General features: G+C 63.5%; 14 protein-coding genes. 4 read left to right on the plus strand and 10 right to left on the minus strand.

All coding sequences use genetic code 11. The features are described from left to right. Positions 1-16 precede the first annotated feature (16 nt). The 5 genes from HJA_RS08830 to rpmB form a co-directional block, all read right to left on the minus strand. Positions 17-697: a dienelactone hydrolase family protein gene (locus HJA_RS08830; RefSeq protein ID WP_035581159.1), complete on the minus strand. Its 681-nt coding sequence runs from the start codon at positions 695-697 to the stop codon at positions 17-19. Between the two features lies 1 nt (position 698). Then, positions 699-1,682: a cobaltochelatase subunit CobS gene (gene cobS, locus HJA_RS08835; RefSeq protein WP_199285798.1), complete on the minus strand. Its 984-nt coding sequence runs from the start codon at positions 1,680-1,682 to the stop codon at positions 699-701. Positions 1,683-1,791: 109 nt separating this feature from the next. Continuing rightward, positions 1,792-2,256 carry a YybH family protein gene (locus HJA_RS08840; RefSeq protein WP_081814620.1) on the minus strand — a complete coding sequence of 155 codons (465 nt, stop codon included), beginning with the start codon at positions 2,254-2,256 and terminating at the stop codon, positions 1,792-1,794. A 24-nt stretch (positions 2,257-2,280) separates the two neighbouring features. Then, positions 2,281-3,963 carry an amidohydrolase gene (locus HJA_RS08845; protein WP_035581164.1) on the minus strand — a complete coding sequence of 561 codons (1,683 nt, stop codon included), beginning with the start codon at positions 3,961-3,963 and terminating at the stop codon, positions 2,281-2,283. 124 nt (positions 3,964-4,087) lie between these two features. Continuing rightward, positions 4,088-4,372 (minus strand): 50S ribosomal protein L28, encoded by a 285-nt coding sequence (rpmB, locus tag HJA_RS08850; protein WP_034760974.1) that lies wholly within the window; start codon positions 4,370-4,372, stop codon positions 4,088-4,090. Positions 4,373-4,629: 257 nt separating this feature from the next. Between rpmB and HJA_RS08855 the strand changes: the two genes are divergently transcribed. Further along, positions 4,630-5,547 carry a DUF3108 domain-containing protein gene (locus HJA_RS08855; protein WP_051597533.1) on the plus strand — a complete coding sequence of 306 codons (918 nt, stop codon included), beginning with the start codon at positions 4,630-4,632 and terminating at the stop codon, positions 5,545-5,547. Positions 5,548-5,560: 13 nt separating this feature from the next. Here the strand turns inward: HJA_RS08855 and HJA_RS08860 are convergent, their stop codons facing one another. After that, entirely contained in the window at positions 5,561-6,571 is a 1,011-nt protein-coding gene (locus tag HJA_RS08860; RefSeq protein ID WP_241764328.1) for an RluA family pseudouridine synthase, read from the minus strand. 111 nt (positions 6,572-6,682) lie between these two features. Between HJA_RS08860 and HJA_RS08865 the strand changes: the two genes are divergently transcribed. Beyond that, positions 6,683-8,377, plus strand: a complete 1,695-nt coding sequence (locus tag HJA_RS08865) for an alkaline phosphatase D family protein (RefSeq protein ID WP_035581168.1) — start codon at positions 6,683-6,685, stop codon at positions 8,375-8,377. On the opposite strand, the gene HJA_RS17990 is transcribed toward HJA_RS08865, so the two are convergent. The 4 genes from HJA_RS17990 to HJA_RS08885 form a co-directional block, all read right to left on the minus strand. Continuing rightward, entirely contained in the window at positions 8,378-9,136 is a 759-nt protein-coding gene (locus tag HJA_RS17990) for an SDR family NAD(P)-dependent oxidoreductase (RefSeq protein WP_051597534.1), read from the minus strand. Between the two features lie 5 nt (positions 9,137-9,141). Beyond that, the gene (locus HJA_RS08875; protein WP_035581173.1) at positions 9,142-9,447 is read right to left on the minus strand and encodes a hypothetical protein; all 306 of its coding nucleotides are present in this window, start codon (positions 9,445-9,447) and stop codon (positions 9,142-9,144) included. Between the two features lie 60 nt (positions 9,448-9,507). Then, positions 9,508-9,675 carry a YdcH family protein gene (locus tag HJA_RS08880; protein WP_035581175.1) on the minus strand — a complete coding sequence of 56 codons (168 nt, stop codon included), beginning with the start codon at positions 9,673-9,675 and terminating at the stop codon, positions 9,508-9,510. Positions 9,676-9,791: 116 nt separating this feature from the next. Next, positions 9,792-10,478 carry a GGDEF domain-containing protein gene (locus HJA_RS08885; RefSeq protein WP_051597535.1) on the minus strand — a complete coding sequence of 229 codons (687 nt, stop codon included), beginning with the start codon at positions 10,476-10,478 and terminating at the stop codon, positions 9,792-9,794. Positions 10,479-10,591: 113 nt separating this feature from the next. On the opposite strand from HJA_RS08885, the gene purE reads away from it, so the two are divergent. Together purE and HJA_RS08895 are read left to right on the plus strand one after the other, a co-directional pair. Next, a complete protein-coding gene (gene purE / locus HJA_RS08890) occupies positions 10,592-11,086 on the plus strand; it encodes a 5-(carboxyamino)imidazole ribonucleotide mutase (protein WP_035581177.1) in 495 nt (164 codons plus the stop codon). Beyond that, positions 11,083-12,162 (plus strand): 5-(carboxyamino)imidazole ribonucleotide synthase, encoded by a 1,080-nt coding sequence (locus HJA_RS08895; RefSeq protein ID WP_035581179.1) that lies wholly within the window; start codon positions 11,083-11,085, stop codon positions 12,160-12,162. Before purE ends, HJA_RS08895 begins: the two co-directional genes overlap by 4 nt. Positions 12,163-12,165: the final 3 nt, after the last annotated feature.

The following is a 12,165-nucleotide window of genomic DNA, read 5'->3' on the forward strand; positions in this document are numbered from 1 at the left end:
GCGCCTTCAGCGCAGTCTAGAAGCCGGCATCGGCCGCGGCCTGATTGAACAGGTCGAGGGTGCGGCGGAAAGCGAGGTCGTCGGCATGGGCGTCATAATCGTCCGAACGACGCCGGGCAAAGCCATGGCCGGCGTCATAGACATAGACCGGCACATCGCGCCGGGCCTGTTCGAACGCACGCACGCCGTCCATCGGAATATGCGCATCATGCTGGCCGAAATGGACGATGGTCGGGCATTTCGGCGACTGATCCTTCGCGCCGGGCACGAGGCTGCCATAATAGCCGCTGGCCGCCGACAGGCCTTCCAGCTGGCAGGCAGCGAGATAGGCCATCGAGCCGCCATAGCAGAAGCCTGTGATGAAGACCGGCGCCTCCAGTTCGGCGATGCAGGCCGCAATGTCCGCCATCGCGTTTTCGAGGCCGTTGGCGCGGGCATAGCCGCCGCCTTCCGCGATGGCTTCCGGCGAATGGCTTTCGGTGACGAAGCCTTTCTTCTGGCGGTCGAACATGGACGGGGCCAGCACTTCATAGCCCTCGGCGGCGAAGCGTTCGCACGCCTCGATCATGTAGGAGTTCACGCCGAAGATTTCCTGCACCAGCACCAGGCCGCCCTTGCGCGCGCCCTTTGCCGGCACATGCAGCGCATTGAACCGGAAGCCGTCACCGCTTTTGAGTTCGATGACCGTGCCGCTCATCTCAGGCCACCCGCACCATCAGGGCGCTTTCAGGCAGTTCCTCGGCGAAGCAGCGCTGGTACATCTCGGCGACCAGAGGCCGCTCCAGCTCGTCACACTTGTTGAGGAAGGTCATGCGGAAAGCATGGCCGAGATTGCCGAAGATGGCGAAGTTTTCCGCCCAGGTGATCACGGTCCGCGGGCTCATCACGGTGGAGAGGTCGCCGGACATGAAGGCGTTCCGGGTCAGGTCCGCCAGCGTCACCATCTTGGCGAGCGTGTCGTCGTCGACGCCGGTCGCCTTGGACTTCACGATCTCCACTTCGGCGTCGTGTTCCAGATAGTTCAGCGTGGTCACGATGTTCCAGCGGTCCATCTGGCCCTGGTTCAGCTGCTGCGTGCCGTGATAGAGGCCCGTCGTGTCGCCGAGGCCGACCGTATTGGTGGTCGAGAACAGGCGGAAATACGGGTTCGGCGCGATGACGCGGTTCTGGTCCAGCAGGGTCAGTTTGCCGGAGCTTTCCAGAACGCGCTGGATCACGAACATCACGTCCGGGCGGCCGGCATCGTATTCGTCGAAGGTGATCGCGACCGGGCGCTGAAGGGCCCATGGCAGGATGCCTTCGCGGAATTCGGTGATCTGCTGGCCGTCTTTCAGGACGATGGCGTCCTTTCCAACCATGTCGATCCGGCTGACATGGCTGTCGAGATTGACCCGGATCAGCGGCCAGTTGAGGCGCGCGGCCACCTGTTCGATATGGGTGGATTTCCCTGTGCCGTGATAGCCCTGCACCATGACGCGGCGGTTGTGCTCAAAGCCGGCAAGGATGGCCAGCGTCGTCTGCGGGTCGAACCGGTAGGCATCGTCAATCTCGGGGACATATTCGGTGCGGGTCTTGAAGCCATGCACCACCATGTCCGTGTCGAGGCCGAACACCTTGCGGACATTGATTTTCTCGGTCGGCTTCATGCCGTCCAGGGCGGTGGTGTCACTCATTACGGTCATTGCAAATATCTCAGGCTTCGGGAGGTCTATTCATACAATTAGGCTTCTAGCACGGCTACGTGTCCGGGCTAGTGCGACGTAGGGGAAATCCTGCAGCCGTGCTGGCTGGTCAGCGATCTTCCGGAGCGGGGGCGCCAGCGCCCATATCGGCAATCCACTTCCAGCTGCCGTCGTCCTGGCGCTGCCAGACGGTGATGTATTTGCCATAGGACGCCCCCTCCTGGCCGACACGCGTGTAGGTGGCGTAGCCCCAGGTATAGCCGAAATCCCCGCCTTTTCCGGCATGCGCCGCTTCCGGGGCCCATTCGATGATCATGTCTTCCGGCCAGTCAGACGTCCACGCCTCGACCGCGGCTTTCCCGGTTTCCGGCACGCCCGCAGACGGGAAAATCGTGACATCGTCGGCGGCGAACTCGACAAAAGCGGGCCCTGCCCCGATTTCGAGTGCGCGGGCGGCAAAGGCGCGGTCCGCCGCCAGCATTTCCTGTTCTGTTGTTGCGGCCGGGGAAACCGTGGCGCACGCGGCGAGTGCCATCACCGGCAGGACGATGACACGCTGCATCCATGGAGGCATTAGCCTCTCCTTCGATATGTGCCCCTACTCAGCCTCCGCCGTGCTGGCATCATACACGATCTTGCCGCCGACCACAGTCATAACGGTTTTCGCGTCCAGGATTTCGGCTTCCGGCACGGTCATCAGGTCGATGTCGAAGACGGTGAAGTCGGCGAGCTTGCCGGCCTCGATCGTGCCGAGATCGTCTTCCTGGAAGGCGGCATAGGCGGCCGCCGAGGTGAAGAGGGCGAGCGCCTGCTCGCGCGTCAGCTTCTGTTCCGGATGCCAGCCTTCGCCTTCAAAACCTTTCAGGTCTTTCCGGGCGACCGCGGCGTAGAACTCGATCAGCGGCGAGCCGACCTCCACCGGGGCATCGGAGCCGCCTGCGACGACGGCGCCGTCGTCAATCAAGGCTTTCCAGGCATAGGCCCCGGCCAGACGGTCGATACCGAGGCGGGCCGGCGCGAAGTGAAGGTCGCCGATGGCATGGCTCGGCTGCATGGACGCGATCAGGCCGAGGGCGCCGACGCGGGCAATGTCGGTCGGGGCGAGAATCTGTGTGTGCTCGATGCGCCAGCGCTTCTCCGGCGGGTAACCGCCAGCCTCATAGATGTCGAGAATGCGCTGGTTGGCGAGGTCGCCGATCGCATGGATGGCCACCTGGATGCCGGATTCGTCGGCCCGCTTCATGAAGTCTGCCAGGTCTTCATCGGTGATCAGGGACAGGCCGGACGTGTCTGGGCGGTCGGAATAAGGCTTGATCAGCTGAGCCCCGCGCGAGCCGAGCGCGCCGTCCATATACAGCTTGATGGCATGATTGGTGATCGTCGGCGTCTCATAATCCTGCGCGGCGGCAAGCGCCATGCCTTCCTCGGTGGCGTCGAAGGCGTTCCAGAGGCGAAGCGGGAGTTTCCCCTCCCCGGCCAGCTCCTGCATGATCGGCGCTTCGTCCGGGCCGACACTCATATTGTGTACGCCGGTCCAGCCGCGCGAGACATAGACTTTCGCGCCGGTTTCCAGCGCGCGGGCCTTGTCGGCCGCGTCCGGCTGGGTACGCAGCGGGGCGACCAGACCCATCGCATTGTCGATCAGCATGCCGGTGGCATGGCCGTCGGCATCGCGTTCGATGGCGCCGCCATCCGGGTTTTCGGTCTCGTCCGTGATCCCGGCGGCTGCCATCGCGGCGCTGTTCACCACCATGGCATGGCCGTCGGCGCGGGTCAGGATGACCGGATTGTCGGGGCTGACAGCATCGAGGTCTGCCGCAGATGGCATGCGGCCTTCCGGCCAGCCGGTCTCGATCCAGCCGCGCCCGAAGAGCAGCACGCCCGGCTCCATGCCGACGAGTTCGGCTTCGATCCGGGTGACCAGCTCGTCGATGGAGGCGGTGCCTTCGAGGCTGAGGTTCAGTTCCCGCTGGCCAATGCCCATCAGGTGGGCGTGAGCATCGGTGAAGCCCGGATACATGAAGGCGCCCTTCAGATCGACAAGATCGATCTCGGACTCGTCCCAGTCTTCTGACAGCGGCGGGGCGGTGCCGACAATACGGCCGTCTTCGCCAACCACAACGGCATCGACGGTCGGCAGGTCAGCCAGGCCGGTATAGATCGTGCCGCCGGTGAAGACCGTCAGTTTCTGCGCTGGTTCCGTCTCAGCTGCCTCTGGCGTCTGGCCTGCCCCGCAGGCAGCAAGTGTCAGAGCAAGGGCGAGAATGGCAAAGCGCAACATTAAGACCTCCGTTGATCAGCGGTCTTTGTCCTGCCATGCGATTTTACAGGGGGCAAAAGAAAAGCGCGCCAGAATTGGCGCGCTGTTCCGTTTCTGCAACTTTCGCTGCAGCTATGGGCAGATATCAGGCAACGGCCTTTTTGGCGATATCGCGCTTGATCTTGAGGGCCTTGGCCGACAGCGTGTCGTCCTTGGCTTTGGCCAGGAAACCGTCGAGGCCGCCCAGCTTGTCAACGGTGCGCAGGGCCGAGGCCGTGATGCGCATCGGGAAGTTCTGGTTCAGCGCTTCGGAGTGAAGCGTGACGCGCACGAGGTTCGGACGGAAAATCCGCTTCGTCTTGATCTGGGAGTGGCTGACACGGTGGCCGACCATCGGCTTGGTGCCGGTAAGTTCACACTCGCGGGACATGGTCTCGCTCCAATAAATGGGTCTTATCTCGAAGGCGCGCTGTTAAAACGCCTGAGGCCTGCCTGTCAACTCTGCTGTGCGGCGATTCCTCAGTTCCTGCGGCCTGTAACTGCTTGTCACAAGGTTTGACCTCAAATCCGCCCGATTAAGGCGGGAAAACGGCACCCTTGTTCAGGCAGCGTTGGCCCCCAATGCTTATATAGGGCAAAACGACAGTGTCCGGCCCCTCCGGCCGGTCAGGAAACGGTACAGTTCAGATGACGAAACGTTCGATCTTCCTTGCATCCGCCGCCGCGCTGGCCCTCACCGGGCTCGCCACGGCCGGCCTCGCCGTTGCGGACAAGTCCCCCGCCCCGACCAATGCGTCCGGCGCAATCCTGACCAATGTGAAGGCGGGCACGCCGACGCGGATGGAATATGAGCTGCGGGCCAAGGCCTATATCTTCTTCATTCCGGCGACCGGGCGGGCGACGTTCACGACAGACCTGATGCCCGACCGCTACACGATCGATTCCCGCGTGAAGGTCACGGGCATCGCGGACTGGTTCGTCAATTACGACATGAACATCCATGCCGAGGGCGAAACCCGGGACAATGAATTGAAAACCCGCACTTATGTTTCCCAGAACAAGGACGGGAAAAAGAACCGCAAGGTCGAACTCGCCATCAGCGACACCGACTTCACCATGAACGCGACCCCGCGCTTCGGAAATCTCGGCGATCCGGCCGCGACCACCGAACAGGTGCTGAAGACGAATGACCCAATCACCGCGCTGATCACCTTCGCGCTGGAACCCCGCGCGCCGGGTGCTGACCCGTGCGGCGGTCCGATCCGCATATTCGACGGACGCCAGCTGACTTATCTCCACCTCAAGAATGCCGGCACCAAGCGGGTCGACACGCCGGTCTGGACCGGTGAGGCCATCGAGTGTCACGTCACCATGGACAAGATCGCCGGCTACAAGAAGGGCGAGGCGGACAATGACAACCTGACCGGCATCGATGGCCCGCTGCGCATGTGGCTGGCCCCGCTGGACAATGGCGCATCGGTTCCGATCAAGATCGCCGCCGATTCCAAGAAGATCGGCGATGTGACCCTGACGGCGAAAACCCTGCGCTTCGAACCGCTGGTGACCACCGAGGCCGCCGCCGGACAGGACGTCGCCAAGAACTAGGCCTTATTCGCCGCTAAACCTGCTTGGGCAGGCGCCGCAGCGCCGCAATCAGATCGCTCATATCTTCAGGAAGGGGCGCTTCGAACCGGAGCGCCTCTTTCGTTATGGGGTGGACGAAGCCGAGCACGGCGGCATGGAGGGCCTGACGCGGGAAAGTACGCGCGGCATCGAAGCCGGCATCACGCCCCGGTCCGCTGCCCAGTACCGACACACCCTTGTGGCGGCCATAGACCGGATCACCGACCAGCGGCGTGCCGATATGCGCCATGTGGACCCGGATCTGGTGTGTGCGTCCTGTCTCCAGACGGCACTCGACCAGCGCCGCGGAGGGAAAGTTCGTGCCCTTCTCGCGGATGCCGAACGTTTCCAGCGTCTTGTAGTGGGTGATGGCATGGCGCCCGAAGCCGGCCTCCGGATTCTTGACCACGGCCATCTTCTTCCGGTCACCGCTGGAACGAGCGATATGTTCATCCACCGTGCCCTGCGAGGGCCGCGGGGCGCCACGCGTGACGGCGAGATAGGCGCGCTCGATGTCATGCGTGCTGAAAAGGGCCGACAGGCCAAGATGCGCCGGCTCGGTCTTCGCTGCGACGAGGACACCGGTCGTCAGCTTGTCGATCCGGTGCACGATGCCGGGCCGCTCAACCCCGCCGATGCCGGAGAGCTGGCCCTGGCAATGGAACAGCAACGCATTGACCAGCGTTCCGTCCTGGCTGCCCGGCGCGGGGTGCACGGCCATGCCGGACGGCTTGTTGAGAACGATCAGGTGCTCGTCCTCGAACAGGATGTCGAGCGGGATGTCCTGCGGCTCGGGCGTGGCGGCGACCGGCTCCGGCACGGCAACGACATACTCGGCGCCCGCCACGACAGGTTTTTTCGGATTGGTCTCCGCCACGCCATCCATGGTCACCGCCCCGTCCAGGATCAGCGCTTTCAGGCGCGAACGGGACAGGTCCTCTGCCGCGGCGGCGAGGAAAACATCGAGGCGTTTGCCGGCATCATCCGGGGTAGCGGTGAAGGTCATTCTGTGAGTCGGGCGGGTCATCGCGCGGCTTATAGACGAAACCGGCCCGACCCGTCATGCTATTGTCTCGAACCGGCGCTAGACCGGCCCCGCCCAGTTGGAGGATACCCCATGACAAACGTCACACGCCGCGGCCTGCTCGGTGCTGCCGCCACCGGAACGCTCAGCCTGGCGGCCTGCGCCACCCCGACCCCCAAAACCACCCCGTCCGGTTATGCAGGCGAAGTGGAATTCCTTCACGGCGTGGCCTCGGGCGACCCGCTGACCGACCGCGTTATCCTGTGGACCCGCGTGACGCCGAAAACCGGCGACGGCGCGATCCCGGTCAAATACGAAGTCTTCGGCCAGGACGGCGGCCTTGTTACCTCCGGCATGCTGAGCGCCGATGCCGCCCATGATTTCTGTGTCAAAGCCGACGCCAAGGGCCTGAAGCCTGCGACCACCTATACCTACAAATTCACCGCCATGACCGAAGGCGGCGACGTCACCTCCCCCACCGGGCGGACACGTACGACCGCCGCATCGGGCGAGGCGCCGGTGAAGATGATCGTCATCTCCTGCTCCAACTGGCAGTTCGGCTATTTCAATGCCTACAAGGCCCTGTCGGAAGAACCCGATCTCGATGTGATCCTCCATCTTGGCGACTATATCTACGAATATGGCATCGACGGCTATGGCGGTGAGATCGCAGAGAAGCTTGGCCGTCAGCATGATCCGATCACGGAATGCATTACTCTGTCGGACTATCGCCGCCGCCACGCCCAGTACAAGACGGACCCGAACCTGCAGGCCGCCCATGCCGCAGCCCCGTGGATCTGCACCTGGGACGACCATGAAAGCGCCAATGATTCCTACCGGACCGGTGCGCAGAACCATAATCCGGAAGAGAATGAAGGCAGCTGGTCGGACCGCAAGATGGCCGCCATCCAGGCTTATTTCGAGTGGATCCCGATCCGCGAACCGGAAGCTGGCAATATCACCTCCGCTGTCTGGCGCAGCTTCGAATTCGGCGACGTGGCCACGGTCCACGCGCTGGAATCCCGCCTGACCGGCCGCTCGCCGGAACTGGAATGGTATTCAGTTGCGGCCGGTAATCCGTCTCAGGAAGAAATGATGGCACGCGTCCAGGCGAAACTGGCCGAAGTCAACGATCCTGCCCGCACCATGCTGGGCGCCGAACAGGAGGCCTGGCTGGAAGGCGAACTCGGCAAGTCCGTCGCCGACGGAAAAACCTGGCAGGTTCTGGCCAATCAGGTGATCATGGCCAAGGTGGCCCTGCCGAACATGGGCGAGGTTCTCACCCCGGAACAGATCGCCGCGCAGGACAGCCCCTATGTCGAAGGCATGGTCGGCTTCTCTGCCCTTGGCCTGCCCTTCAACCTGGACGCCTGGGATGGTTTCCCTGCCGCCCGCGAACGTCTCTACACCTCAGCGAAGAAAACCGGTGCGCGCCTCGTCACGGTCACAGGCGACACGCACACGGCCTGGGCCAATACGCTGCACGACGCAGCAGGCGACCAGCGCGGCGTGGAATTCGGCTGCACCTCGATCACATCACCGGGCATGGGCTCGGTCATCAAGGACGTGCCGAATCTCGGCGAACTGTTCACCGACGCCAACAAGGACGTCGACTGGCACGACCCGTTCGGCCATGGCTATATCGTGATGACGCTGACTCCGGATACGGCGCATGCGGAGTTCAAGAAAGTCTCCGGCATCCTCAGCCATGACTGGACACTGGAATCGGTCTCGGCATGGAAAGCCAACGCCGAAGACGGCGGCATGACCGACCTTATGCCCGCCTGATCAGTCCAGAATACCGGCGAGGCCTGACCGCCCCCCATCGAGGCGCATCACCTCGCCGGTAATTATGGCGGCTTCCGGAGACGCCAGGAAAGCGGCAGCATCGGCAATCTCATCGGCCAGCGCGGCGCGGCCCAGCGGCGTGCGCTTGCTGGTCCAGGATTCCATTTTTTCCTCACGCGGACGGATGGCCACAATGGCATTCACGCGGATGCCGGCCTCGGCCAGATCCAGCGATCCGGCGCGGACAACCCCCAGCACACCGGCCTGCGTCACCGATTCGGTGAACCGGCCGGGCATGGTGGCGAGCGCGGAGTAAGACAGGACGAAGGTTACCGTGCCGCGCTGGCGGATGCGTTCGGCCCCACTCGTCGGCAGGTCGGCCTGATCGGCGATCCGCTCGGCAAAGACCTTGAGGCTCTGGGCGGCGCCGCGAACGGTGCGGGCCAGCGCCTTGTCGAATTTGTCCTGCTGGAAATCATGGATGGAATCGGGGTCGTCGATGCTGGGAATGACGATCAGATTGTCGATCCGGCCAAAACCTTCGACGGCGGCGGCCACGGCATTGCGCAGACCAAGCTTGGTATGCAGGTCACCCAGATGCAGCAGCACCTTTTCCGGCATGGCATTCTGCGCCGTCAGCATCCGGTCGCCGCTGGCGTCGGCGGCCAGCACATTGTGTCCCAGTTCGTGGAACCGGCGCGCCACAGCATCGCCGACTTCGCGGCCCAGTCCAAGGATGGCGGTTACGGGAGAGGCCACGGCGGTCAGTCTTCTTCGGCGTCGCGCACGGCGCGCAAATCGTCACCCAGCACGGTCAGCCGGTCATTCAGCCGGTGCATCGCGGCGAGCAGCTCCGTCAGCAGCCGCACAACAAGGAACAGGAAGCCAAGGACAGCAAATGCCCCAAGGACTTCAAGAAAGGCGCCGATGAAGTGGCCGGTGAACAACTGGCCCAACCCGCGCAGAACGGCCAGGACGACCAATGCGGCCAGCAAGAGATTGAAAATACCCGCCGCCTGGCGGATCGCGCCGAGGCTGAGCGATTTGTCCTGATCGAAAATGTCCCGCATGGAACCGGTCCTTTCGCCTGCTGCAATCACCGGCGAAAGGACCTTTCGTCCATTCAGCCGTTAGCTGGCTTCAAGCCATCGCAGCTCTTCTTTAATCTTGAGTTTCCGTCGCTTGAGGTCTTTGAGGCGGAGGGTGTCTGCAGCTGGGCGTTTTTCTTCTTCTTCGATTTTCTGGTCCAGCTTACGGTGCTTGTTTGCGAGCTCACTGATCCGGCCCTGTAGCGACATATCTGCCTCCTTCTTGCTAGTTAAGTGGCTGTGTCCTAATGGCAACACTTAAGCACAAGCTTGGCGGCTCGTCACCCTGATCTCAAATGAATCCTCCTTTAGATTCAGACTCCGCTTCAACTGCGGGCAGAGCGCCCGCTTTTCCTGTTCGCTTTCTGCGCAAACATGGCCTGATCGGCCCGCGCGATCAGGTGCCGGGCATCTTCGCCCGGTTGCCAGGCCACCACGCCGCAGGAAGCCCCGATGCGTAATCCCCGGTCGGGCGCATCCTCTGCGCCGCGCACCGTAAGCGCGTCGATCTGCTCGGTCAGCTGGATGGCCTTGCGCTCGGAATCGGCCAGAGTGGCCTGCGACAGGACGATTCCGAACTCGTCCCCGCCGAGACGGCCGACAATGTCGGTATCCCGCGTCAGGCTGAGCAGAATCTCCGACACTTTCAGCAGAACGGCATCGCCCGTGGCATGGCCGTAGATGTCGTTGACCGGCTTGAAATGGTCGAGATCGGTGAAAATCAGGCTCAGCGGCGTACCGAACCGGCTGGCAAGCGCGATTTCGCGGCGGACTTCGCGCTCAAAGGCGCGCCGGTTGAACATCGGGCAGAGGGCATCATTGTCGGCCAGCAATTCGGCCTCCGACAGGGCCTTGCGCGCCCCGGCCAGCTCTTCGCGCAGGGAGATGACCTCGTCGCACAGCGCCTCGATTGCCGCGCGGGTCTGACGGTCCACCGCGTCCAGATCGACACCCAGAATGTCGATCAGCGCGCGCCGCCGGTCTGCCTGCAGGGGAAAGCCGTCATCCGCCATTTCATGACGATACTGGCAGTCCGGGGCCTTGTGGAGCGAGTTCTCCCAGCAGGCGGCAGTTGACGAGGCAGGCCGCCTGCATATGGTGCGCGCTTTCCGCCAGCGAGGATGCCATGGCAACAAGCGAATCCCCCAAGGTAGGCATTATCATGGGCAGCCAGTCGGACTGGCCCGTGATGAAGGAAGCTGCTCGCCTGCTGGGCGAACTCGGCGTGGACTATGAAGCCCGGATCGTCTCGGCGCACCGCACACCGGACCGGCTGGTCAGCTATGCCAAGGGCGCGAAGGCACGCGGCCTGAAAGTGATCATCGCAGGCGCCGGCGGCGCAGCCCACCTGCCCGGCATGGCGGCTTCGATGACCCCCCTGCCCGTGCTGGGTGTGCCGGTGCAATCGAAGACCCTGTCCGGCCTCGATAGCCTGCTTTCCATCGTGCAGATGCCGCGCGGCGTGCCTGTAGGCACCTTGGCCATCGGCGAAGCGGGCGCCGTGAATGCCGGCATCATGGCCGCCTCCATCGTCGCGCTGGAAGATGAGAGTGTGGCGGCCAAACTCGACGCTTACCGCCAGTCGCAGACCGATGGGGTTGGGGAGACGCCGGAAGGATGACCCCCGTCGCGCCAGGCAGCGTTATCGGGATCCTCGGCGGCGGCCAGCTGGGCCGGATGCTTGCGAATGCCGCGCAGCGCCTTGGTTTCGATGTCGACATCTATTGCCCGGAAGATGATCCGCCCGCTGCGCGTGTTGCCCGCCATCACTGGAAAGGCGCCTATGATAACAAGGCACTGCTGGCCGAGTTCGCCAGGGCCTGCGCCGTCATCACGCTGGAATTCGAGAACATTCCCGTCATCGCCGCCGAAGCCATAGAAGCGGCCGGGACACATCTTCACCCCGGTGCAAAATCGCTCGCGACGTCTCAGGACCGGGCCGAAGAGAAGGCATTCCTGAACGGCATAGGCATCGCCACGGCGGACTATCGCATGATCAATTCGGATCATGACATTGCCAAAGCCCTGCCTGAACTTGGCGGAACCGGACTGCTGAAGACCCGCCGCGACGGTTATGACGGCAAGGGCCAGGCCTGGATCCGGTCTGCCGATGATATTGCCGCCGCCTGGGCCGATGTCGGCGAGGCGCCCTGCGTGCTGGAAGCGCCCGTCCCGTTCGAGCGCGAAATTTCCGTCATCGTCGCCCGCTCCAGTCAGGGTGAGACCGCGACCTGGGCGCCGCCGCACAATGTGCACAAGGACGGCATCCTTGCGACCTCCACCGTGCCCTCCGGCCTGCCCCGTCATGTGGAACAGGCCGCGCGGGAGAAGGCCATCGCGCTGGTTGATGCACTTGAACATGTCGGCGTGCTGGCGCTGGAACTGTTCGTGCTGCCGGATGGCACGCTGCTGGCCAATGAATTTGCCCCGCGTGTCCACAATTCCGGCCACTGGACGCCGGAAGCCTGCCAGACCGGCCAGTTCGAACAGCATATCCGCGCCATCTGCGGCTGGCCGCTGGGAGATACGCGCCGGCTGTTCGATGCCGAGATGGAAAACCTGATCGGCGAAGCGGGCAATGTCGACCCGGCCAGCCTTGCCCCGGCAGATGTGCTGACCCTTTATGGCAAGCACGAAGCCCGCCCCGGCCGCAAGATGGGCCATATCACCCGCCGCCTGGCCCCCCGGAAGGACTAGAAC

Origin of the sequence: Hyphomonas jannaschiana VP2, from assembly GCF_000685215.1 — a bacterium.
Classification (GTDB): Bacteria; Pseudomonadota; Alphaproteobacteria; order Caulobacterales; family Hyphomonadaceae; genus Hyphomonas; species Hyphomonas jannaschiana.

What these genes read in the sequence shown, in the direction of transcription:
- HJA_RS08830 (WP_035581159.1), bottom strand. Translation starts at nt 697, where the DNA reads ATGAGCGGCACGGTCATCGAACTCAAAAGCGGTGACGGCTTCCGGTTC.
- cobS (WP_199285798.1), bottom strand. Translation starts at nt 1,682, where the DNA reads ATGACCGTAATGAGTGACACCACCGCCCTGGACGGCATGAAGCCGACC.
- HJA_RS08840 (WP_081814620.1), bottom strand. Translation starts at nt 2,256, where the DNA reads ATGCCTCCATGGATGCAGCGTGTCATCGTCCTGCCGGTGATGGCACTC.
- HJA_RS08845 (WP_035581164.1), bottom strand. Translation starts at nt 3,963, where the DNA reads ATGTTGCGCTTTGCCATTCTCGCCCTTGCTCTGACACTTGCTGCCTGC.
- rpmB (WP_034760974.1), bottom strand. Translation starts at nt 4,372, where the DNA reads ATGTCCCGCGAGTGTGAACTTACCGGCACCAAGCCGATGGTCGGCCAC.
- HJA_RS08855 (WP_051597533.1), top strand. Translation starts at nt 4,630, where the DNA reads ATGACGAAACGTTCGATCTTCCTTGCATCCGCCGCCGCGCTGGCCCTC.
- HJA_RS08860 (WP_241764328.1), bottom strand. Translation starts at nt 6,571, where the DNA reads ATGACCTTCACCGCTACCCCGGATGATGCCGGCAAACGCCTCGATGTT.
- HJA_RS08865 (WP_035581168.1), top strand. Translation starts at nt 6,683, where the DNA reads ATGACAAACGTCACACGCCGCGGCCTGCTCGGTGCTGCCGCCACCGGA.
- HJA_RS08875 (WP_035581173.1), bottom strand. Translation starts at nt 9,447, where the DNA reads ATGCGGGACATTTTCGATCAGGACAAATCGCTCAGCCTCGGCGCGATC.
- HJA_RS08880 (WP_035581175.1), bottom strand. Translation starts at nt 9,675, where the DNA reads ATGTCGCTACAGGGCCGGATCAGTGAGCTCGCAAACAAGCACCGTAAG.
- HJA_RS08885 (WP_051597535.1), bottom strand. Translation starts at nt 10,478, where the DNA reads ATGGCGGATGACGGCTTTCCCCTGCAGGCAGACCGGCGGCGCGCGCTG.
- purE (WP_035581177.1), top strand. Translation starts at nt 10,592, where the DNA reads ATGGCAACAAGCGAATCCCCCAAGGTAGGCATTATCATGGGCAGCCAG.
- HJA_RS08895 (WP_035581179.1), top strand. Translation starts at nt 11,083, where the DNA reads ATGACCCCCGTCGCGCCAGGCAGCGTTATCGGGATCCTCGGCGGCGGC.